Annotated in this window: 21 protein-coding genes; 8 read left to right on the forward strand and 13 right to left on the reverse strand. The window is 69.5% G+C overall.

Annotated features, from left to right (window positions below; genetic code table 11):
• Positions 1 to 126, forward strand: a 126-nt coding sequence (locus tag ABD908_RS09645) for a universal stress protein (protein WP_344994490.1), incomplete at its 5' end; no start/stop codon positions are given.
• Between the two features lie 33 nt (positions 127 to 159).
• On the opposite strand, the gene ABD908_RS09650 is transcribed toward ABD908_RS09645, so the two are convergent.
• The 4 genes from ABD908_RS09650 to ABD908_RS09665 form a co-directional block, all read right to left on the reverse strand.
• Entirely contained in the window at positions 160 to 345 is a 186-nt protein-coding gene (locus ABD908_RS09650; RefSeq protein ID WP_344994363.1) for a hypothetical protein, read from the reverse strand.
• A gap of 240 nt (positions 346 to 585) precedes the next feature.
• The gene (locus ABD908_RS09655; RefSeq protein WP_344994365.1) at positions 586 to 2,073 is read right to left on the reverse strand and encodes an NAD-dependent succinate-semialdehyde dehydrogenase; all 1,488 of its coding nucleotides are present in this window, start codon (positions 2,071 to 2,073) and stop codon (positions 586 to 588) included.
• Positions 2,070 to 4,028, reverse strand: coding sequence for an FAD-binding monooxygenase (locus ABD908_RS09660; RefSeq protein WP_344994369.1), 1,959 nt, complete (start codon positions 4,026 to 4,028; stop codon positions 2,070 to 2,072). Before ABD908_RS09660 ends, ABD908_RS09655 begins: the two co-directional genes overlap by 4 nt.
• A gap of 191 nt (positions 4,029 to 4,219) precedes the next feature.
• Complete coding sequence (locus ABD908_RS09665) at positions 4,220 to 5,212, reverse strand: cation diffusion facilitator family transporter (RefSeq protein ID WP_344994372.1); 993 nt, start codon at positions 5,210 to 5,212, stop codon at positions 4,220 to 4,222.
• A gap of 128 nt (positions 5,213 to 5,340) precedes the next feature.
• Here ABD908_RS09665 and ABD908_RS09670 point away from each other — a divergent pair, with 128 nt between their 5' ends.
• The 3 genes from ABD908_RS09670 to ABD908_RS09680 all read left to right on the forward strand — a co-directional run bounded on the left by ABD908_RS09670 (position 5,341) and on the right by ABD908_RS09680 (position 7,497).
• Positions 5,341 to 6,003, forward strand: a complete 663-nt coding sequence (locus tag ABD908_RS09670; protein ID WP_344994374.1) for a DUF305 domain-containing protein — start codon at positions 5,341 to 5,343, stop codon at positions 6,001 to 6,003.
• 101 nt (positions 6,004 to 6,104) lie between these two features.
• Positions 6,105 to 6,842, forward strand: coding sequence for a sulfite exporter TauE/SafE family protein (locus tag ABD908_RS09675; protein WP_344994376.1), 738 nt, complete (start codon positions 6,105 to 6,107; stop codon positions 6,840 to 6,842).
• A 4-nt stretch (positions 6,843 to 6,846) separates the two neighbouring features.
• Positions 6,847 to 7,497, forward strand: coding sequence for a DUF1345 domain-containing protein (locus ABD908_RS09680; protein WP_344994378.1), 651 nt, complete (start codon positions 6,847 to 6,849; stop codon positions 7,495 to 7,497).
• Positions 7,498 to 7,552: 55 nt separating this feature from the next.
• On the opposite strand, the gene ABD908_RS09685 is transcribed toward ABD908_RS09680, so the two are convergent.
• Positions 7,553 to 8,776, reverse strand: a complete 1,224-nt coding sequence (locus ABD908_RS09685) for an amidohydrolase (protein WP_344994380.1) — start codon at positions 8,774 to 8,776, stop codon at positions 7,553 to 7,555.
• A gap of 229 nt (positions 8,777 to 9,005) precedes the next feature.
• Between ABD908_RS09685 and ABD908_RS09690 the strand changes: the two genes are divergently transcribed.
• Both ABD908_RS09690 and ABD908_RS09695 read left to right on the forward strand, forming a co-directional pair.
• Positions 9,006 to 10,421, forward strand: coding sequence for a DUF1254 domain-containing protein (locus ABD908_RS09690; protein ID WP_344994383.1), 1,416 nt, complete (start codon positions 9,006 to 9,008; stop codon positions 10,419 to 10,421).
• Between the two features lie 42 nt (positions 10,422 to 10,463).
• Positions 10,464 to 11,879 (forward strand): DUF1254 domain-containing protein, encoded by a 1,416-nt coding sequence (locus ABD908_RS09695; RefSeq protein ID WP_344994386.1) that lies wholly within the window; start codon positions 10,464 to 10,466, stop codon positions 11,877 to 11,879.
• 35 nt (positions 11,880 to 11,914) lie between these two features.
• Here the strand turns inward: ABD908_RS09695 and ABD908_RS09700 are convergent, their stop codons facing one another.
• The 3 genes from ABD908_RS09700 to ABD908_RS09710 all read right to left on the reverse strand — a co-directional run bounded on the left by ABD908_RS09700 (position 11,915) and on the right by ABD908_RS09710 (position 14,979).
• Positions 11,915 to 12,268: a helix-turn-helix domain-containing protein gene (locus tag ABD908_RS09700; protein WP_344994389.1), complete on the reverse strand. Its 354-nt coding sequence runs from the start codon at positions 12,266 to 12,268 to the stop codon at positions 11,915 to 11,917.
• Positions 12,269 to 12,503: 235 nt separating this feature from the next.
• On the reverse strand, positions 12,504 to 12,806 hold the full coding sequence (locus ABD908_RS09705) for a hypothetical protein (RefSeq protein ID WP_344994392.1): 303 nt from the start codon (positions 12,804 to 12,806) through the stop codon (positions 12,504 to 12,506).
• A 433-nt stretch (positions 12,807 to 13,239) separates the two neighbouring features.
• On the reverse strand, positions 13,240 to 14,979 hold the full coding sequence (locus tag ABD908_RS09710) for an APC family permease (RefSeq protein WP_344994396.1): 1,740 nt from the start codon (positions 14,977 to 14,979) through the stop codon (positions 13,240 to 13,242).
• Between the two features lie 227 nt (positions 14,980 to 15,206).
• Here ABD908_RS09710 and ABD908_RS09715 point away from each other — a divergent pair, with 227 nt between their 5' ends.
• Positions 15,207 to 16,409 carry a Gfo/Idh/MocA family protein gene (locus tag ABD908_RS09715; protein WP_344994399.1) on the forward strand — a complete coding sequence of 401 codons (1,203 nt, stop codon included), beginning with the start codon at positions 15,207 to 15,209 and terminating at the stop codon, positions 16,407 to 16,409.
• Here the strand turns inward: ABD908_RS09715 and ABD908_RS09720 are convergent.
• The 3 genes from ABD908_RS09720 to ABD908_RS09730 are packed head-to-tail and all read right to left on the reverse strand — an operon-like array spanning position 16,372 to position 19,026.
• Positions 16,372 to 17,046 (reverse strand): YoaK family protein, encoded by a 675-nt coding sequence (locus tag ABD908_RS09720; protein WP_344994402.1) that lies wholly within the window; start codon positions 17,044 to 17,046, stop codon positions 16,372 to 16,374. The genes ABD908_RS09715 and ABD908_RS09720 overlap by 38 nt on opposite strands.
• A 26-nt stretch (positions 17,047 to 17,072) precedes the next feature.
• Positions 17,073 to 18,401: a cytochrome P450 gene (locus ABD908_RS09725; RefSeq protein ID WP_344994404.1), complete on the reverse strand. Its 1,329-nt coding sequence runs from the start codon at positions 18,399 to 18,401 to the stop codon at positions 17,073 to 17,075.
• 16 nt (positions 18,402 to 18,417) lie between these two features.
• Positions 18,418 to 19,026, reverse strand: a complete 609-nt coding sequence (locus ABD908_RS09730) for an MBL fold metallo-hydrolase (protein WP_344994406.1) — start codon at positions 19,024 to 19,026, stop codon at positions 18,418 to 18,420.
• 76 nt (positions 19,027 to 19,102) lie between these two features.
• On the opposite strand from ABD908_RS09730, the gene ABD908_RS09735 reads away from it, so the two are divergent.
• Positions 19,103 to 19,777, forward strand: a complete 675-nt coding sequence (locus ABD908_RS09735; RefSeq protein ID WP_344994408.1) for an O-methyltransferase — start codon at positions 19,103 to 19,105, stop codon at positions 19,775 to 19,777.
• A gap of 4 nt (positions 19,778 to 19,781) precedes the next feature.
• Here ABD908_RS09735 and ABD908_RS09740 read toward each other — a convergent pair whose 3' ends face one another.
• Both ABD908_RS09740 and ABD908_RS09745 read right to left on the reverse strand, forming a co-directional pair.
• The gene (locus tag ABD908_RS09740) at positions 19,782 to 20,378 is read right to left on the reverse strand and encodes a flavin reductase family protein (protein ID WP_344994410.1); all 597 of its coding nucleotides are present in this window, start codon (positions 20,376 to 20,378) and stop codon (positions 19,782 to 19,784) included.
• A gap of 25 nt (positions 20,379 to 20,403) precedes the next feature.
• Positions 20,404 to 22,002, reverse strand: coding sequence for a Na+/H+ antiporter (locus tag ABD908_RS09745; protein WP_344994412.1), 1,599 nt, complete (start codon positions 22,000 to 22,002; stop codon positions 20,404 to 20,406).
• Positions 22,003 to 22,007: the final 5 nt, after the last annotated feature.

Genomic DNA, 22,007 nt, shown 5'->3' on the forward strand with positions numbered 1-22,007 from the left:
CTGGTGATCGGTGTCAAGCGCCGCAGCCCGCTCGGTAAGGCGGTGCTCGGCTCGGTCAGCCAGCGCCTGCTGCTGCACAGCCCGATCCCGGTCCTCGCCGTCAAGCTCGACGACGACGAAGAATAGGTCCGGACGGCCGGGATGGTCGGTACGGGTGCGTCAGTACACGGCGGCGAGGAGCCCGATGCAGCCGATGACGACGCCCGTACCGATCACGCCCGCCGACAACAGGGCCTCGGCGGCGGCGTGCGCGGGCGATCCCTGGCGCGGCCTCGACAGCCGACAGGTGACGGGGAAGGCGACGGCCGCTATCGCGAGTAGGACGAGCGTCCAGAAGACCTGCACCGTCGCCTACTTCAGCCGATCCCGCTCTTCCCGCTCGAGGCGATCCTTCTCCTCCTGGCGGCTCTTCTCCTCATGCTCGATCGCTTCCTCGCGGGCGCTCTTGTTGCTCATCGGATCTCCGTTCCGTCGTGGGTGTCCCCCAGGCTAGCCGTTGCGTCGAAGCGGCCGATGGATCGGGATCGTCGAGGCCGGAATGTCCCGCCGTGCGCCGGATCCGTCCCGACGCGCGGCGGGTCACCGTCACCCGAACGGATTCGGCGTGAGCGTGTACTTGGTCTGCAGGTACTCATGAATGCCCTCGGCACCGCCCTCGCGACCCAGCCCAGACATCTTCCAACCGCCGAACGGCGCGGCAGCGTTGGAGACGACACCCATGTTGAGGCCCATCATCCCCGTCGCCAGGCGCTCGATCATCCGCTGCCCGCGCGCCAGATCCTCGGTGTAGACGTACGACACCAACCCGTACTCGGTGTCGTTCGCCAAAGCCACCGCCTCGTCCTCGGTGTCGAACGTCGCGATCGCGAGCACGGGGCCGAAGATCTCCTCGCGCAGGATGTCGCTGCCCGCCGCCACGCCCGTCAGGACGGTGGGCGCGAAGAACGTGCCGGGTCGGTCGATCCGCGCGCCGCCGAAGGCGACCGTCGCGCCACGCTCGACCGCGTCGCCGACCAGCGTGGTGGCCTTCGCGATCGCGTCCTCGTCGATCAGCGGGCCGATGGTCACGCCGTCCTCGGTGCCACGGCCGATCCCGAAGCCCGCGACGGTCTCTGTCACGCGGCGCGCGAACTCGTCGGCCACCGAGCTGTGCACGATGAACCGGTTGGCCGCGGTGCACGCCTGCCCGATGTTGCGGAACTTCGCGGCCAGTGCGCCCTGCACCGCCTTGTCGAGGTCGGCGTCGTCGAAGACCACGAACGGCGCGTTGCCGCCGAGCTCCATCGAGGTGCGGAGCACGCCCTTGGCCGCCTGCTCGAGCAGGTGCTGTCCCACCGCCGTCGACCCGGTGAACGACAGCTTCCGCAGGCGCGGGTCGGCGATGATCGGGCCGGACAGCGCCGACGACTTCGACGTCGTGACGATGTTGACGACACCGTCGGGCAACCCCGCCTCCTGCAGCACCTGGCCGAGCAGCAGGGTGGTGAGCGGCGTCAGCGCCGCCGGCTTGATCACCACGGTGTTGCCGGCCGCGAGCGCGGGCCCGATCTTGCGGGTCGCCATGGCCAGCGGGAAGTTCCACGGCGTGATGAGGAAGCACGGGCCGACCGGGTGCTGGGACACGATGATCCGGCCGGTGCCCTCGGGGTTCGCTCCGTACCGGCCGTGGATCCGGGTGGTCTCCTCGCTGAACCAACGCAGGAACTCGCCGCCGTACGCGACCTCGCCCCGTGCCTCGGCGAGCGGCTTGCCCATCTCGATCGTCATCAACAGCGCGAAGTCCTCCTTGCGCGCCTGGACGATGTCGAAGGTGCGGCGCAGGATGTCGGCCCGCACGCGTGCGGGCGTCGCGGCCCAGGACGCCGCGGCGTCGACGGCGGCGTCGAGCGCGGCCATGCCGTCGGCGGGCGTGGCGTCGGCGATCGACTTGACGACGGCGCCGGTGGCCGGGTCCGCGACGTCGAACGTCGTTCCGGACGTCGACGATCGCCAGACGCCGCCGATGAGCAGGCCGTCTGGTACAGCGGCGAGCAGGTCGGTCTCGGTCTGTGACCTCGGTGTGGTGTCGGTCATGCCATGGCTCCCGTTCTCGGATCGGTGGTCGTGCTGGAATCGGTGGTACCGGCGGCCTTCCGGCGCAGCGTGTTCCGCGCGAAGAACGCCGCCAGCTCGGCGGTTGCGTCGAGCGGCAGGACGCCGGCGACGTACTGGTCCGGCCGGACGATCACGACTGCGCCGCCGCGATCGATGCCGCGCTCCTCGAAGATATCGGTCCCGGCGTCGGCAGCGTAGACCTTCTCGTAATCGATCAACTGGAACGGGCCTACGCGTGGCAGGAAGATCGCCGGGACCGCGCCGAGGGCGACGTCGGTATGCGGCACCTGGTAGATGACCTTGACGTCGAAGAACTCGTCGGCGTCGGCACCGTCGGGCGTATAGGCAACGACGGGCGACTCGGGCGCCGTTGCGAGCCACTCGGCGAGCGCGGCGACTTGCGAATCCGCGCCCGGTTCCGGCGCGTCGGCGAATGCGTAGACGCGCCACCGGCCGTCGGCGCGATGGTGGTGGCCGAGCTCCATCGGGACACCGTCGCACACCCGCAGGACCGCGGAGGACTTGAACCGCTTGCCGACCGGGAATCCGCTGGCCAGGTGCTGGTGGTCGTCGGAGCCGACGATCATCGACTGCGTGTACTGCGTCATGAAGCCGGCGGGGAACTCGGCGGTCTTGACATAGAAGTCCTCGAGCTCGGACGGCGACTCGAACTCCTCGGGGCGTTTGGCCATCATCGACGACCACTCGCGGTCGAAGTCGATCAGGTTCTGCGCGATCACCTGACGCTCGGCGGTGTAGGTGGCCAGCAGCGACTCGGGCGCCCGGCCCGACAGCACGTGACCGAGCTTCCAGCCGATGTTGAAGCCGTCCTGCATCGAGACGTTCATACCCTGGCCGGCCTTCGCGCTGTGCGTGTGGCAGGCGTCGCCGGTGATGAAGACACGCGGCGTGCGGGTTCCCACCGACTCGGTGGGAACGTCGTCGAACCGGTCCGTGACCCGGTGTCCCACCTCGTACACGCTGTGCCAGGCGACGTCCCGCACGTCGAGGGTGTACGGCGCGAGGATCGCGTTCGCGTGTTCCACGATCTGGTCGATGGTGGTGGATCGGACGTGGCCGTGATCGTTCTCGGGTACCTCGCCGAGGTCGACGTACATGCGGAACAGGTAGCCGCCCTCGCGGGGGATGAGCAGGATGCTGCCACCGGAGCCGGACTGGATGGCGCACTTGGTGCGGATGTCGGGGAAGTCTGTGACGGCCAGGACATCCATCACGCCCCAGGCGTGGAACGCCTTGTCCCCCGACGTGGCGGCGCCGATGGACGCGCGGACCGCGCTGCGGGCACCGTCGGACCCCACGACGTACTTCGCGCGCACCGTACGGGTGGCGCCCTCGTCGGGACCCGACGTGCGGGTCAGGGTGACGGTCACGGGGTACTCGGCGCCGACGTCCCCGGGTGCGACCGCGAGGGCGGTGAACTCGTAGCCGTAGTCGGGCTTCATGCGGGTAGGGGCGTCGGCCATGGATTCGGCGAAGTAGTCGAGCACGCGAGCCTGGTTGACGATCAGATGTGGGAACTCGCTGATGCCGGTCGGGTCGTCGGGGGCCAGGGCGGCCCGGACGATCGTCGACGGGTCGGCGGGATCCGGCTTCCAGAACGCCATCTCGGTGATCTGGTACGCCTCCTCGATGATCCGGTTCGCGAACCCGAACGCCTGGAAGGTCTCGACGCTGCGCGCCTGGATTCCGTCCGCCTGGCCGATCGCGAGGCGCCCGGAGCGTCGTTCGACGATCCGTGTGACGACATCGGGGAACTGCGCGAGCTGTGCCGCGGTGATCATCCCGGCGGGCCCGGTGCCCACGATCAGGACATCGACCTCCGGCGGGAGCTCGTCGGGCCGATCGATGCCGACGCCCGCGGCGGGTTGCACGCGCGGATCGCCGGACACGTAGCCGTAGTGGTGGAACTGCATTCGTTCGGCCCTCGTCTCTCACCATCGAGTACTTCAAAGTCCGCGGGCACCCGCCCCTGCTCGGGACGTTCGGGCTCGGCAGCCTCGACTCTATGCCGCACTGCACAGCCGCGGAATGGTGCGATCCACGTCACGTTGAATGATATATGATCAAAGATACGATGCGCTAGGCCGTGTTATCAGGTGTGCTGTCAAGCGGGGTCGTACCAGGCCGGAAGCGGCTGCGGCTGCAGATCGGTCGGGTCGCCCGGGCGGGTGAGCGTCAACACCGCTCGCGCGATATCGGGCCGGGCGTGGAGGCTGTCCTCGATCTCCGCGAGCCGCAGGGCCACCTCCGATTCCGGCCGGTCACCCACGATGTCCACGGCTGCGACGAGGAAGATCCGGTCGGCGCCCACCCACTCCATGTTCAGGAAGCTCACCCGCGCGATCTCCGAATACGACAGGAGCGCACGCAAGGCCGTGTTCCGGGACAGCGGAGTGACCGCCTGCCCGGTGAGGAAGTCCATGTTGCGGCGGATCAGGAACAGGGCCACGAATGCCAGAAGAGCGCCCACGACGATCGATCCGACGGCGTCCCACATCGGGTCGCCGGTCGCCTGGTGGAGTGCCATCGCGACCGCGGCGATGACGATGCCGATCAGAGCCGAGAAGTCCTCGGCGAACACCGCGCGCAACATGGGGTTGGACGTCAGATGGACGTAGCGGAGCGGATGGATGCGGCGCTTGATCGCGCCGGTCCGCGCCTGGCGGAGCGCCTGCAGAAACGACGTGCCCTCCAGCACGAACGAGAGGGCGAGCACGCCGTACCCCCAGATGTAGTCGCCGCCCACCTCGTGGGACGACAGCGAGGTGATGCCGTGCCACACCGACACGGCGGCTCCCACGGAGAACAATCCGAAGGCCGCGAACATCGACCAGATGTAGCCGACCCGCCCGAATCCGAGCGGGTGCTCGGGATCGGCCGGCCGCGCCGCCTGGCGGGTGCCGATCAAGAGGAAGATCTCGTTACCGGTGTCGGCCCACGAATGCGCAGCCTCGGCAAGCATCGCCGCCGATCCGGTCACCGCGGCCGCGGCCGTCTTCGCGACGGCGATCAGGATGTTGGCCGCGAACGCGACCAATACGGTGGTGAGGCTCTCGCCTGAGTGGGCTGCGGGGTCGTCTTTGGGCACATCGGGCATGCTACGGGCGGGCGGCGCGATGCGTAGGCTGACCGAGTGCTTCGCGGGCGTCGGACGGTCTAGAATGCGGCGGTCGGTGCGCCCGCTGCGCCAAGCATCCTCGCCGTGCAGTCGAAGAAGGAGCCGTCATGGACCGCAACCGAATCCACGCCGCGTCACCCCTGGCCGTCGCGGTACCGCTGGTCGCCGCACTCGCACTGAGCGGCTGTTCCTCGGCCGTCACCGACCACCCTGCTCTGAGCTCCGGCGCCGCTGGGATGTCGATGCCGAACGGGATGGCGATGCCCGGTGGTTCGGGCGTGCCGGCGCCCGCCGGCGCCTCGTCGGCCCCGTCGTCGCCCGACCGTCACGACTCTGCCGATATCGCCTTCGCGAGCATGATGTACCCGCATCACGCGCAGGCGATCGAGATGGCGAAGATGGTGGCGGGCAAGGGCGCCCGGCCCGAGGTCGGCGCGCTCGCAGCGTCGATCGAGAAGTCCCAGCAGCCCCAGATGGACGCGTTCACCCGCCTGCTACGCGCGTGGGGCGCACCGGCGCCGTCGGCGACGATGTCCCACCCGATGGACGGGATCATGACCGACGCCCAGATGCAGAACCTGCAGAAGCTGCGTGGCGCAGCCTTCGACCACGAGTGGCTGACCATGATGATCGAGCACCACCAGGGCGCGATCGCCATGTCGGACACCGAACTCGCCCAGGGGGTGAACCCCGAGGCGCTGCGCATCGCCGGTGACATCAAGACCGGGCAGCAGCGCGAGATCGATCAGATGCGGGCGCTCCTCGGCTGAACAGGCGGAGCGCCCGCGCGTCGCGGCCGGAGCGGCGACTCGGCCGAGCGGCGTGGATGGGCGCCCGAAAGCCGTGCGGTTCAACGAACTACTGTGGGCCGGTGAGTCTTCTGGAGCTGGCACTCGTCGCGGTCGCCGGATTCGCCGCCGGGTTGGTGGGATTCGTCACGGGCCTGGCGTCGATCGTGTCCTACCCGGCGTTGCTCGCGGTCGGGATCCCGCCGGTGGCCGCGAACGTGACCAACACCGTGGCGATGGTCGCGGCGGGCGCCGGCTCGGTGACGAACTCCGCATCGGCGCTCGCGAAGGATCGGCGCGCGCTGGTGCCGCAGGCGGCGATCTGCGTAGCGGGCGGCGCCGTCGGCGCGGCGATCCTGCTGGCCGCCCCCGCCGCGAGCTTCGCCGCCGTGGTGCCGGTGCTGATCGTGATCGCCTCCGTGGCGCTACTGCTCCAGCCGCGGCTGCGAGAACACGCCGGCGACCGGACCTTTCCCGTCCTCTACCCGATCGGGCTGTTCCTCGTCTCGGTGTACGGCGGCTATTTCGGCGCCGGCGCGGGGGTGATGGTCCTCGCGCTCAACCTGATCTGCACCAGCCAGAGCTTCTGGCGCGCCAGCATTCTCAAGAGCTTTCTGCTGGGGCTTGCCAACCTCGTCGCCGCGATCGGCTTCGCGTTCTTCGGGCCGGTGCACTGGATCGCCGGCCTGGTGATGGGCGTCGGAGCCTTCGCCGGGGGCTGGTGCGGGCCGCCGGTCGTCCGCCGCGTCGACCAGCGTTACCTGCGAATCGCGGTGGCACTGTGTGGTTTCGGATTGGCGGCCTGGCTCGCGATACGGTGAGGCCATGGACCGCACACGCCGACCGCTGATCCTGATCGCCGCCGTGCCCCGCCTGCTGATCTCGGTGATCGTCGGCGTGGCGGTCGGATTCGGCGTGGGACTCGCCGCCCGCCCGAGCCTCGGGCCGCTGGTGGGGGTCGCCGTGACCGCAGGCCTGTTCGTCGCGCTGGGCTGGGCGACGCTCTGGTCGTTCGACGCCGACCAGACGCGCCGCAACGTCCACCGCGAGGACTTCCGCCCGCTCGTCGACGAGACTGTGGTGGTGGTCGCCGCGCTGGGTGGGGTCGCCACTCTCGGCGCGCTATTGGCGCTCGGCGGCTCGAAGGCGGGCACCGTGGACGCCGCGATCACCCTGGTCGGGGTGTTCCTGTCGTGGGCCGCGGTCCACCTGATGTACGCCACCCGCTACGCCTCGGAGTATTACGCCACCGACGGTGGGTCGGGCATCGACTTCAATTCCGATGTCCCGCCGAGCTATCGGGACTTCTTCTACTTCAGCTACAACCTGGGCATGACCTACCAGGTGTCGGACACCAGCGTCGGCAGCACCGCGATCAGGTCCGTCGTCCTGCGGCATTGCCTGATCAGCTACATGTTCGGTGCGGTGATCCTGGCGAGCACCGTGAACCTCGTGGCGGGGATCATCTCGGGCTGAGTATCAGGCTGCGGTCCTGCGCCCGGGTCGCCTGCTCGGAGCGGATCGGTCACCGTCAGCGCCCGACCCGGGAGAGGATCGCCGCCATCGCGGCGCGCACACCGGTGGCGAGCGTCGGCTCGATGACCGGCGCGAAGAACGGCGAGTGGTTCCCGGGTACCGGCTCGCCGTTCGCCAGGCGCTCGGCGGGGTGTCCGCCGAACATCCAGAACACCGACGGGACGCCGATCGCCTCCGCGAGGAGCCCGAAGTCCTCCGATCCCATCATCGGCGGCGCCCACACCACGTCGTCCTCACCCAGCACGCCGCGCAGCGCCTCGGCGGCGGCCTCGGTGGCGTGCGGGTCGTTGTAGTTGCGCGGGAACGTGTACAACTCCTCGATCAGCGGCTCGGGAGCCCCCGACGCGGCCGCCTCGGCGTTGATGATCCGGCGCAGTGACGTGTTGACGAGCTTGCGCACGCCGGGATCCAGGGTGCGGATATTGACGGTGAACTCCGCCGAGTCGGCGATGATGTTCTCCTTGAGTCCCGCATGGAAGGTGGCGACGGTGACGACGGCCGGCTGCAGCGGTGGTACCTCCCGCGACACGATGGTCTGGATCCGGTTGATCATGTTCACGCCCAAGATGATCGGGTCGATCGAGTCCTGCGGCGAGGAGCCGTGCGCGCCGCGCCCGCGGACGGTGACCTTCAGCGAGTCCGCCATCGCCATCGCATCGCCCTTGGTCAGCTCCACCGTGCCGGTGCGCATCGGCCCCACGTGCTGCCCGAACACCACCTCGGGGCGAGGCGCGCGATCCCACAGGCCGTCGGCGAGCATCGCCCGGGCACCCGCCGCGGTCTCCTCCCCCGGCTGGAAGATCAGGACGACGGTGCCGGCCCATGCGTCGCGCGCACCCACGAGCAGCTCCGCGACGGCGAGGAGCACCGCGACGTGCGAATCGTGCCCGCAGCCGTGCATGACGGGTACGTCGGTCCCGTCGGCCAGGGTGCCGCGTGCGCTGCTCGCGTATTCGACGCCGCTGGCCTCGGCGATCGGGAGGCCGTCGTGGTCGGCGCGGAACGCCACCGTCGGGCCCGCACCGTTCGCCAGCACGCCCACCACTCCGGTTCCGCCGCAAACGAACGTCTCGATCCTCAACGCGTGCAGGCGTTCTCCGATCAGCTCCGCCGTCGCGTGCTCCTGCATCGACAGCTCGGGGTGTGCGTGCAGGTGACGGTAGGTGTCCTCCATGGTGGCGCGGACGGCGTCGGTCAGCGTGATGGCGAGGTCGGTCATGGTTGCCTCCTCCGACGGGATGGGTTCGCTGCGGACCGAGGATATTCCTGCGCTCGATGCGGTGGTCGGGTGACCTCGTGCGCCGGCTCGATCGAACGACCCGCCGTGATGCGACGCGGTACGCAGCGTAGAGTTCGCGCCCGGCGCCGAGGACTCCGAGGCCAGCAGCAGATGTCGGGCGCCGTCGCATCCTGCAGATGACCCAGACGACGCGGACGGGGTACACCACATGAACAGCAGCCTGTTTCTCTCCCGCCGTCGGCTGTTCGGCGTCGCGGGGCTCCTGGCCGCGTCCGGCCTCGCCGCCGCGTGCGGCGCCAGTGGTACCGGGTCGAGCGCCGGTTCCTCCGCCTCCTCCGCGCGCGCGAGCGAGGCCGATGATCCGACTGCCATCGCCACCGACGCGTACGTGTTCGGGTATCCCCTGGTCTTGATGGACGCAACCCGCGCCGCCGCGGCGCCGGCCAACACGCTGTTGCGGTACACGACGACGCCCAGCCCCGACGACAAGATCGTGGTCACGCCCAACGTCGACACCCTCTATTGCCAGACCTGGTTGGATCTCTCCCACGAGCCGCAGGTCATCCAGATCCCGGACGTCAAGGATCGGTATTGGTTGGCGCAGGTGATGGACATGTGGACCAACACGGTCCATGACCCGAGCAGCGTATCGCCACAGCTGGCCGCGGGCGCTCCCGCCGGGCCGTTCACGTACGCGGTGACGGGCCCGCGATGGAGCGGCGACCTGCCGGCCGGCGTCACTCGACTCTCGGTACCGACCGATAGCGCCTGGATCATCGTGCGGGTCGCGCTCAACGGCGCCAACGACGTTCCGGCCGTGGTCGACATCGAGAATCAGATCCGGTTGATGCCGCTCAGCCGCTACCGCACCGACCCGACCGCTCAGACCCCGTCATCGGTACCGCAGAACCTCACCGCGGCACCGGCGAGGATCGTCGCCGGGATGGACGGCACGGCGTTCTTCACCAAGTTGGCTGCCCTGCTCACCCGGTACCCGGCCACGCAGGCCGACGGGGCAGCGATGACCCGGTTCGCGTCGATCGGCATCAAGCCGGGGGCGAACGTCGCGGCGCTGACTGCCTCGGTACTCGATGCGGGCGCCACGGCGGGCAAGCGAGCCATCGCCGCATACCAGAATCCCGGTGCGAAGAACCTGAACGGGTGGGTATACGCGACCAACCTCGGCACCTACGACACCGATTACCAGCTGCGAGCCAACACCGCACTCACGACGCTCGCCGCGAACCTTCCGGGCGACTCGCTCTACCCGATGCTCAACGATGTGCCGGCGAAGCCGAACGGATACCGCCTCCACTTTCCGGCGGGCCTGCTTCCGCCTGCGGGGGCCTTCTGGTCGATCACGGCCTACACCGCAGACCACTTCCTCGTGCCCAACCCGGACCGGATCTACGCGATCGGCCATTCACCGGATCCGGTAGCCAATCCGGACGGCTCGGTCGATCTCACGCTGGCGCCGAACAAGCCCGGCCCCCAGGTCCCCGAAGGGAACTGGCTGCCCGTCCCGGGTAACGGCACGTTCAATCTCGCGATGCGGATCTACGCCCCGAAGCCGGCCGCAGTGTCGGGCGGATGGAAGCCGCCGGCGCTGACACCGATCGGCTGAACCCCACCCACAGCGGTCGGGACGTCCGCCTATCATTTCCGAGTGCCCTCGAATCACTCGGTCCACCGCCGCACGATGCTGATCGGGATGAGCGCCGCCGCGGTCGGCGCGGCCGCCGCAGCGTGCGGGACCTCGTCGAACTCCGCGGCGGGAGGCTCCTCTGCCTCGCCGTCGTCCGGGTCGAGCGGTCCCGACGGAATCGCCTCCGATGCCTACGTCTTCGGCTACCCGCTGGTACTCATGGACGCCACCCGGGCCGCGGCGGCACCCGCGAATCGCTTCAGCCACGCCCCCACCATCCCCGGCTCCGCCGACCGTACCGTGGTCCGGCTCAACCAGGACACGCTGTACTCGCAGGCCTGGCTGGATCTGTCCGCCGAGCCCGTCGTGGTTCAGGTGCCCGACATGGGAAGCCGCTACTGGCTGCTGCCCGTTCTGGATGCCTGGACCAACGTTGTGCACAATCCGTCCAGCGTGCGCCCGCAGCTGCAGTCGGGCGCCACCCGGGGGCCGTTCACCTACGCGTTCACCGGACCGTCCTGGAAGGGCACGCTGCCCGTCGACGTGACCCCGATGCCGGTTCCGACGAACATGGCGTGGATTCTCGGCCGCGTGCAGGTCGACGGCGAACACGATCTGTCGGCGGTCCATGCTGTCCAGGCGCAGATCACGATCGCCCCACTGAGCGCGTGGACCCGTACGCCCGGCACCTCGAACCCGCCCGCGAGTGCTTCTGCCGGCGCAGAGCCGGTCAAGACGGTTGCCGACATGTCCGGCACGGCGTACTTCGAGAAGCTCAATGCCCTCATGGTGGCGAACCCGGCGGCCGCAGCGGCCGCGCCCGCGCTCGCGCGGTTCGCCACCGTCGGTATCAAGCCCGGTAGCCCCGGGGCGGCCCTTCCGGCCGATCGGCTCGACACCGCCGTCGAGGCCGCGCAGAAGCGTTTCGTCGGCTACAAGAGTCCCACCGCGAAGTTCGAGAACGGGTGGAGATTCGATCTCGAGACCGGCCGATACGGCACCGACTACCTGCAGCGGGCATTCATAGCGAGGATCGGTCTGGGGGCCAACCTCCCGGAGGACTCCCTGTATCCGACGTACTTCGGTCAGGCCGACTCCGGCGGCACGCCCAGGAGGTTCCTGATTCGGTTCGCCCCGGGGCAATTGCCGCCGGTGGACGCTTTCTGGTCGATCACGGCCTACGACGCACAGAGCTTCTTCTACCCGAACCCGGACGAGATCTTCTCCGTCGGCCACCAGACGCCGCCGCTGAAGAATCCCGACGGAAGCGTCGACATCTACATCCAGAATGCTCGACCAGAGCAGAAGTACGTCGCCGGGAACTGGCTACCGATCCCACCCGCAGGGGCGTTCAGCCTGACGCTGCGGCTGTACGCCCCGAAGACTTCCGCGTCGACCGGGAGATGGCAGCCTCCTGCGGTGCAGCCTCAGGCGTGAGTCCCGGACGGCGCTGGAGTTCGATCCCGCAGTATTCAGGAACGGTCGGTCATGGCCCGGTAGGTCTGGATGAGCGCGGACTTCTGTGCCTCCGACAGGGCGTCGTCCCCGATGATCGCGTCGATGACGCCGCCGAATGAGGGCTGCGCGGTGGGCGGGAGCCAGCCGAGGCGGCGGAAGATCTGATCCGGCGCCAAGCCGAGACCATCGGCGATCGCGCGGAGAACCTCAGGGGACGGTTGATAGAGCCCACGCTCGACCTGACTGAGGTAGGAGTCGGACACGTTCGTCATGCGCGCCAGCGCTCGCAACGAGACCTGAGCGATCTGCCGCTGCGCCCGGAGATAGGTGCCCAGGTCGTCGAGCGGGCTGTCGTCGGCGTCGGTCATGCCCTCGTCCTCTGACGTGCGTGTTCCTTCACGTGGGGAAGCATCGCTGGGTCTGCTTGGTTCGTCAAGCCGGAGCGTGGTGGCCGGCCCGGTGGTCCGATGTGCGGCTCGACCGCGTCTGTGATGCATCCATCGAACTCGATGGTGCACGTATCGAGCTTAGTCGTGCAAAGCATGGAGGGGCCGAAGGACGTCGGTCCTTCGGCCCCTCCATGCATTGCCTACGGCGTTGCTATCAGGCGTCTGCTGCGGCCTTGTCCGCCTGAGTGGCGGCATCGTTCAGCAGTCGCAGCGCCAGGTCGCGCTGGGCGGTCAGCAGGCGGTTGGTGAACTCGTAGTTCGCCTCGACGATCTCGATGGGCTTCGGCAGGTTGTCGACCACGATCTCGGCGAACTTCTCCGCCGGGCCGAAGGTGGGGATGGCGGCGGTGATCCGCTGCGTTCCGTCGGCGACGCTGCGAACGGCCTTCTCGGCTGCCTCCATCGCGGCGATGTACTGGTCAGCGACCTGCGCGGTGAGCTCTCGGTAGGTAGTCATCGACTGTTCCTTTCACGGGGGTCTGGGCACGTGGTTCCGGAGTGTTGTCCTCGCGATGCCCGTTGCCTTGCTTGGCACACCAAGCATGACTCAGTCTGCTTGGTATGTCAAGCGGATGGAGTGTGTGCCATGCATCGACGTGTGGGATGTCGTGGCCGGCGGGCGGATTCGCGACGCTCCGGCCGCCGTACGGTGCGCCCATCTCATCGCTGGATGAATGATCGTCGTCGCACACGCCGGTCTTACTGGTCCAGCCGGCCGGCCGCCAGTCGAGGCCGCTGTACTGCACCCGGGCGAACGACGCAGACGCCTACCGAACGGGGGAAGCGGAAACGCCACGCGGACAAGGGAAGGACGCAGGACCCCGACGCGCCGTGACGACGGCACCTCGGGATCCTGCGTCTACCGGTGGAGCAGGCGCTGCCTGCGAGGCCTAGTGTCCCTCGGCCGGCGGCGGGTACACGTCACGGACATACTGGTCGACCTTCGCGGGCGAGATCCGCGTCCGCAGGGCGGCGTAGTAGATCACCACGCTGAACACGGCCAGTACCAGCATGTCCCAGCCGAAGGGGAGATCGCCGTTGCCTCCGACGAGCACCTTGCCGAACGGTCCGACTCCGCCGATGATGCCGCCCTGGCCGAACCCGCCCAGGTAGGAGATGATGCCCATGCCCACGAGGTACGGCACCACCCAGACCGCCGCGGTCCAATCCATCTGGGGCGTGTTCGGATTGAGCTTGAACACTATCGAGATGCCCATCAGCAGCGCGCCGATCACCATCACCACCATCAGCGTCGAGTAGGTCTGCCAGCCCGCCCAGAACACGATGAAGTTGGCGAAGATGAACGACACCGGCGCCAGCACGGGACCTGCGGGCAGCCTGAACGCGCGCGGCAGTTCGGGCTTCTGGTACCGCAGCGCGCCGAGCGCGAGCGGTGCGCCCGCGTACATGAGTACCGATGCGCTGGTGACCACGCCGACGAGCTTGCCCCAGCTGGGGAACGGCAGCAGGAACAGCAGCCCGATCAGAGCGGTGACGATGATTCCGATCGCCGGTACGCGGGCGCGGCCCGCGGTGCGCTCGAAGGCCTGCGGAATGTAGCCGTTGCGGGACAGGCCGAAGCTGAGGCGGGACGATGAGGTGAGATAGATCAGGCCGGTGCCGCCGGGGGACACGACCGCGTCGATGCGGAGGATGATGGCCAGCCAGCCGAGCCCCGCGAGAGTCGCCACTTCGTAGAACGGTGCCTTGTTCAATGCCAGAAGATCAGCGTTCTTGCCCGGCGTCGCGATGTCGACCCAGGTGTGCGCCTCGGTGAGCAGCTTGGGGTCGAGGGCACCGATGAACGCCACCTGGACCAGGGTGTAGATCAACGCGCCCAACAAGATCGAGGAGATCACGGCGAGCGGCAGGTCGCGCTTGGGATTCTTGCTCTCGCCGCCCAGCTGCACGGCCTGCTCGAAGCCGAGGAGCGCGAACACGATCCCGCCGCTGGGGATGGCGATCAGGATCGACTTGAACTCGGCGCCGTGGATGAAGAAGCCGCCCGCGGCGCTGAAGTTGCCCGAGTGGAAGTGGGTCGCCATCAGCACCACGATCGCGAGTACCGGGACAAGCACTTTCCAGGTGGTCAGCGCGTTGTTGACGCGCGCCAGCCAGCGCACGCCCACGAGGTTGACGCAGACGAAGACGACCATCAGGATCACGGCGACGATGATGCCCGAGCCGCTCAATTTGACCGAGCCGTCGGGCGACGAGATCACGTAGCCCTTGGCCCAGGAAGCGGACGACAGGTACTGGATCGCTGCCAGCACCTCGATCGGTGCCACCGTCGCCGCCTGGATGTACGAGAACCAGCCGAACGTCGCGCCGGCGAAGCTACCGAAGGCGTAGTGCGGATACCGGCTCGTGCCGCCGCTCACGGGGAACAGCCCGCCCAGCTCCGCGTGTACAAGCGCCAGCAGGATCACGATGACCGACGCGATGATCCACGCGATGATCGCGGAGGGCCCGGCGATGGATGCGGCGGTCAGTGCGCCGAACAGCCAGCCGGACCCGATGATCGATCCCTCCGAGGCCCACAGCAGCCCCCAGAAGCCGACGCCGCGGTCCAACCCCTCGGCGTCCAATTGCATCTCGCCCGGGGGCGGATTCCCGATTCCCGTAGTCATATCGCGAGTGTGGGCGTAGCGCGTTGCGCGCGTCCGCTGTTCGGATGTCAAACAGATCATCGTTAGGTAACGCGATCCGACATTATGGGGTGAAGTGGCGGATATCCCCCGACCGAAAGGTCTGCCCAGTCCAAGTATAGACATCAGGACATGCGGCGTGCAGACTTCCAACCGACAAGCCCGGTCGACAGCGCCGGGCAAGGTCCGGTACGGGAGGGTCACAGGCGATGGTCGACGATGGCGGGCAGTGGGATCCGACCCGGCTCGAGAGGTTCGGGCGCAGGCTGCGGATCGCGATGGTGGGTGGCGGCCTCGGGTCGTTCATCGGTGAGGCGCACCGGATCGCGTTCCGGGTCGACGGTATGTGGGAGCTGGTCGCGGGGGCGTTCTCTCGGAACCCGGCGACGTCGGCCGCCACCGGTCGCGCCCTGCTTCTCGACCCCGAGCGCGTGTACCCGGACTACCGCGCCCTCATCGCCGCCGAGGCGAGCCGGCCCGACCGGCCCGACGCGGTGCTGGTCGCGACACTCCCCGATACCCACGAGGAGATCTGCTCGGCGCTGCTCGAGGCCGGCTTCCACGTGATCGCGGAGAAGCCACTGACGTCGACGGTCGACCAGGCCGAGCGAGTGGTCGACGCGGTCGGGCGGACGGGGCGGCGCCTGCTGCTGACGCACTGTGACAGCGGCTATCCCATGGTCCGGCAAGCGCGGGACATGGTTGCCGACGGAAGCCTGGGGCGCGTCACCGTCGTCGACACGGAGTTCAGCAACGGCTCCCAGACCGTCCCCGGCGCCGGCGGAGCGTGGCGCGTCGACGCCACGCAGGTCGGTGAGGCGGGGATGCTGCTCGATGTCGGGACGCATGCCCTGCACCTCGTGACCTATGTGACGGGCGTACGGATCGACACGGTGTCCGCACGGCTGCACCGACTCGATCCGCGGCACACCGTCTTCGACAACGCCTTCCTCGACCTCGGTCTGGCGGGCGGCGCCGTGGGACGGTGCTGGAGCACGTTCCAGGCGGCCGGTTCGGTCCACGGCCTCCGGATATCCGTCGTCGGCGAGCTCGGCTCGGTGCACTGGGTCCAGACCGACCCGGAGGTGCTCTGGTGGCGCCCCGCGAACGAACCCGCCCAGCTGCTCACCCGGGCCGGCACAGGCGCGACGGCGGGCGCGGTCGAGGCGAGCCGCTTCGCGCCCGGCCACCCGGACGGCTACGGTCTGGCGTTCGCGAACCTCTACCGAGACTTCGGCGAGGCGCTCCTGGCCGAGGCACTGGGCGAGGACCCCACACCGCTGTTGGCCGGCGTCCCGGACCAGTTCGACGGTCTGCACACCCTGGAGGTGGTGGACGCGGCGCTGCGCTCCGCCGCCGCGGAGGGCCGATCGGTCACGGTGCGGGATCCGGCTCTCCGCGCTCGTCGATGACGAACAAGACCAGGCTCAGTACCAGAGCCGCCGCCGGCACCCACACCGCACGGCCGCCGAGCCACTCGGTGACCACGGCGCCGACCACCGCTCCCCCGGCGAACATCCCGACCACCGCGCCGTAGGTGCGGAACGCGCGCCGCGCCCCGGTCTCGCGGTCGATGAGCACGCGATACCCGGCCTCGACGAGACGCATCAGGTTGCCGGTGGTGGCGATCGCCATGTAGTTGAGGTCGCCGATGCTGCGGAACAGTTCCATCTGGACCGATGCGAGGAATGCGATCGGGATGGTGGACGCCGCGTACGGCCACGACGGCGGGATGAAGCCGATCGCCAGCAGGATGGCGGCCTGGATCAGCAGGGTCCACCGGATCGGGTGCGAGAACACCGTGTCCAACCGGCCGATCTTGACGTGCATCGCGAAGGCGATCCCCACCACGAACGCGAGGATGGGGTACGCGCGGGTCGATGCGAGCGCCCAGTGTAGGTGGGCCACGTCGAGTGCGCACAGGATCACGTTGCCGGTCTGTGCGTTGGCGAACACCCTGCCCTTCGCCACATAGGTGTAGGCGTCGAGGAACCCACTCGACGCGGTGACGAGCAGCGCGAACGGCAACGACGACGACGTGGATCGCACGCGAGGATCCTCGCACGCGCGCCGGCTCAGCGCGGTGTGAACACGACCTCGCGTCGGGCGGGCCGCAGTGTGGCGCGCTCCACCAGTTCCAGTGGCCCGCCGTCGGGGTCGGTGATGTCGAACGCCGACGTCAGCCGGGCCAGCGCGAAGGTCGCCTCGTGGGTGGCGAACGCCCGCCCGATGCAGTCGCGTGGTCCGGTGCCGAACGGCCGGTAGAAGCCCAGCCGGCGGCCGCGCGCGAAGTGCTCGGGGTCGAACACGTCTGCGTCGTCACCCCACGCGGCCCGGTCGCGCTGCGCGGCCAGGGCCAACACGAAGGCGACGGTGCCGCGGCGGATCGCGTAGTCGCCCAGGCGGGTGTCGGCCGTTGCGATCCGGAAGAAGCCCGGCAGCGACGGGACCAGGCGCAGGCATTCGCGCAGGAACCGGCCGGTGGCGCGGTGCCGGGCGATGTCCTCGTATCGCGACTGCGCCGGGGCACCGTCGGGCGCGTCGGCGCGCAGCGGCCCCTGCCGTGCCGGGTCCTCGGTGGCGTAGAACAATGCCACCTCGAGCAGTGCGGCCGTCGTCTCGTGGCCGGCGATGATGAATGTCACCGCCTGGTCCACGAGGACCGCGTCGGGCAGGTCGGTGGGGATCAGCGCGGAGAGCAGGTCCGGCGTATCGGTGTCGCCGTCGCGCCGGCGTCGGGCGACCAGCTCGATCAGTGGCGCCTGCACGGCATCCAGCGCCGCGAACGCGTCGGCGCGCCGGGCACCGGCGCCGATCCGCCCGACCAGCGGGAGGCGGTTCGGCTCCTTCGAGGACCACTCGAGCACGGTCGCGATCGCCCTCAGGTACTGGTCGGCGTCGACGGGTACATCGAATCCCGCTGAGCGGTAACCGAACCCGGCGATCGCGATGATCTCGAGGGTGAGCCGCGTCATCAGGTCGTGCGTCGAGACGCGCTCCCCTGCGCGGCCGCGGAGGTGCTCCACCATCTCGTCGATCACCGTGGCCATACCGGCGTGGTAGCGGCGCATCGCCTCCTGTGTGAACGCCGGCTGCAGCGCCGTGCGCACCTGTGACCACGCCGGGTCGGACGACCGCACGGTGAACAGGCCCGTCGGCGCCAGCTCCCGCAGGTACAGCCCCGGTCCCGGGAGGATGCGGCTGAATGTGGTCTCGTCGCAGGCCTGTTCGGCGGCGTCGGCGGCTCCGACCACGACCATCGAACTGCCGCCCAACCGTCGCTCGTAAACGCCGCCGAGTTCCCGCGCCACCCGGGCCTCGTGTTGCGTCGGCGTCGTCCAGTCGAGCCCGATCACGTCCCCGAGCACGGGGATCCGAAAGCGCGGGTGCGGGATCGTCGTCACGGCCTGCCTCCGGAGCTCAGCCCAGTGCGGCGCGCTCGGCGCCGATGGTCGTGTCGTCACCGTGACCGGTGTGGACGACGGTGTCGTCGGGCAGCACGAACAGCTTCTCCCGGATCGACGCCTCGATCGTGGGCCGGTCCGAGAAGGAGCGACCCGTGGCGCCTGGACCGCCGTGGAACAGGGTGTCGCCCGAGAACACGGCCCCGAGGTCGGGCACGTACAGGCACACCGCGCCCGGCGCGTGGCCGGGCGTGTGCAGCACGGTGAGGGTGGTGCCGCCGACGGTGATCTCCTGCCCGTCGGCGAGGTCTGCGTCCCACGTCGCGTCCGCGTGCGTGAGCTCCCACAGCGGCCGATCGTCGGGGTGCAGCAGAATCGGCGCGCCGGTCGCCTGGCGCAGCGCGGGGGCGAACCGACTGTGGTCGTCGTGCGCATGGGTGAGCACGATCGCCTTCACCGTGCGGCCGTCGACCAGTGTCAGGATGTCGTCGACGGAGTGCGGGGCGTCGAGCACGATCACCTCGGCGTCGTCGCCGATCACCCAGACGTTGTTGTCGACGTCGTAGGTCTGTCCGTCGAGGGTGAATGTTCCGGACGTCACGGTGTGATCGATGCGTGCGCTCATAGACGTCGATCGTGCCATTCCCGACTGCGCGGCGGGCTCACAGTCCGCATCCAGAATCCGAACTCAGGATGGCCTCATGACCAGTACGCTCACGGTCGGCCCCGTCGCCGACGCCATCGCCCGCCTCTACCACGACGCGCAGCGGCAGTCCGCAGCCGCTCCCAGGGCGGACGCCGAGGTACGTCGGCGCCGCCGTGCAGAGGAGAGCGCCATGTCGGCGCAGGAGCGGGCAGACGCCAGTGCCGAGCGGTACATGCCGGTCAGCCCGGACACGGGCCGGCTGCTGTACGCGCTGGTCCGCGCAGCGCGCCCCGCCGTGGTCGTCGAATTCGGCACGTCCTACGGCATCTCGACCCTGCACCTCGCAGCGGCGGTGCGGGACAACGGAATCGGACACATCTATACCAGCGAGCTGAGCGTCACCAAGATCGCGGCCGCCCGAGCCACGTTCGTCGAGGCCGGCGTCGCCGACCTGGTCACCGTCCTCGCGGGCGACGCATGCGAGACGCTGGCCGGCGTGTCCGGCCCCGTCGGACTCGTGCTGCTGGACGGCTGGAAGGACCTGTATGTCCCGGTTCTGCAGGTGCTGCAGGACAAGCTCGCGCCGGGCGCGACCGTCGTCGCCGACAACGCCTCGAAGGCCGATGCTCGGCCCTACCTCGATCACGTGCGGGACGGCGCCAACGGCTACGTCTCGGTGAACTTTCCCGCGAAGCATGACGACAGCATCGAGATCAGCTGCCGGGTGTGACGCGTCAGCGCGGCCGATCGCGGACGACGGTGGCGGGCGGCAGGCCCCACTCCGTGCGGCCGAGGCGGCTCGGCGGGGCGAGGCGCGCGAAATCGGGCAGGCCATCGTCGGCGAGCACCGATGCCGCGATCGAGACGTGCTGCACCGCACCGAGGATCACCGCGCAGTTGCCGACGTCGAGGATGAGGTGGCGGGTGCACTCGATGGAGATCGGGGCCTCGAGCACCCGTGGCGGCGCCACCGTGGCGCTCGGCTGCGCGGTGAGCCCGGCCAGGTCGAACTCGTCGACCGATGCCTCCACGGACGCGGACGTGTGGTTCATCTCGTCGATCAGCGTCTCGGTGCCGATGTTGATCACGAACTCGCCCGTGTCGAGGATGTTGCGCCACGAGTCCTTGTGGCCGACCGACGTGAACTGCACGATCGGCGGCGCAGTGGACGCGACCGTGAAGAAGCTGTACGGCGCCAGGTTCAGGGTGCCGTCCGCGGCCCGCGTCGACACCCAGGCGATGGGGCGCGGCACGATCGACGCGGTGAGCAGCTGGTAGAACCGGCCTGCGCTGATGTCAGCGGGCTCGAACGGTGTGGGATCGGTGGGCACCCGGCCACGGTAGCCAATCCCGTACTCAGTCGACGGGTCGCCGCCCGGCGAGCAGGCGGAGCTCCTCGAGGTCGAGCGCCGACAGCCTCCTCCGGTACACGGCGTCGTCGATCCGGCGCTCGCTGCGCATCCGGGTCAGGGTCGCCCGCTTGTGGGCCAGCGCGGCCTTCCGCAGGCGTGCAGCCTGCGTGTACTGCGACATGTCGGCGGGACCGCTCGCGTCGCCGCCGGCGGCTCGGTCGGCGTTGTCGTCGAGGTCCTGCAGGTGCCGCTCGTACTCGCGTCGGAAGCGCTCCACGGTCTCGGTCTCGGCGCCCGCCTTGTCGGCGAGTTCGTCGAGGGCCGCGAGCACGGCCTCGGTGGCCTCGTGGTCGGCGAGCCGGGACTGCTCCCGCAGCGTGGTGTCGCGCGGCAGGTGGGCCCAGCGCACGAGCGCGGGCAGGAACAGGCCCTGGGCCAGCGACACCACGATCACGCCCGCGGTCACGAAGACGATCACGTCGCGGTACGGGAAGTGCGCCCCGGACCCGGTCGTCTCGGGGATGGACAGCGCGATCGCCAGGGAGACCGCGCCGCGGAAGCCCGCGAACCCGCTGACGATCCGGTAGCGGTTGCCGACCAGCCGGCCGCGTTGCGACGGCCTGCGATCGAGCAGCCGGATCGTGTACGCCGACGCGAGCAGGAACCCGATCCGGCTGGCGACCAGGGTGGCCGCGGCAGCCGCCACCAGCCCGAGTGCCGGCCCGAGCCGGCTGGACGTCAGCCCCGACACCGTCGCCGGCAGCTGCAGGCCGACCAGCACGAACAGGGCGCCGTTGAGCCAGAACGTCAGCAGGCCCCACACCACCTCGGTCTGGTGCCGGGTCACCGCGCGGCCGCGCCACGGGCTGGCCTGGCTGATCCACAGGCCGGCCGTCACGACGGCCAGCACCCCGGACGCGCCGGCCGACTCCGCGAGCAGGTACGCCGCGAACGGGATCAGCGCGGTGGCGGTGGACGACAGCATCGGGTCCGCGATGCGCCGGCGCAGTTGCAGGCCTGGGTAGGCGATCACGATGCCCGCCGCGACGCCGCCGCCGTACGAGCGCAGCAGGTCGAGGCCCACATCGAGTGGTCCCACGTGGCGGCCGAGCGAGTACGCGAGCGCCACGCCGTACACGACCAGCGCCGTGCCGTCGTTGACGAGGCTCTCCGCGCGCAGCACCGTCATGTTGCGATACGGCAGGAGCCGCCCGAGGATCCCGATCGCCGTAGCGTCGGTCGGCGCGAGCGCGGCGCCGAGCACCCACGCCGGCCCCCACGGCACCCCGAACCCGTGGGCGACCGCCGCGACCGCGCCGGCGGTGATGACCACGAGCAGGGTGCTGGCCAGCACGATGCCCCGCAGGTTGCGCCGGATCTCCTGCAGCGAGGTGGTGAGGCTGTCCCAGAACAGCAGCGCCGGCAGGAACAGCAGCAGCACGGTCTCGGGCGGCATCTTCGCGCCGTGCAGCGGCGGCAGGAATCCGAGGAGCAGGCCGGCCCCGAGCAGCGCCAGCGGCGGCGTGAGGTGAAGCCGCCGAGCCGCGAGCGAACCGAACAGCAGCGCGGCCCCGACGGCGACCACGATCTCGAGCCCGTACATGTGCG

It is taken from the genome of Tsukamurella soli, assembly GCF_039541155.1.
GTDB classification, from domain to species: Bacteria; Actinomycetota; Actinomycetes; order Mycobacteriales; family Mycobacteriaceae; genus Tsukamurella; species Tsukamurella soli.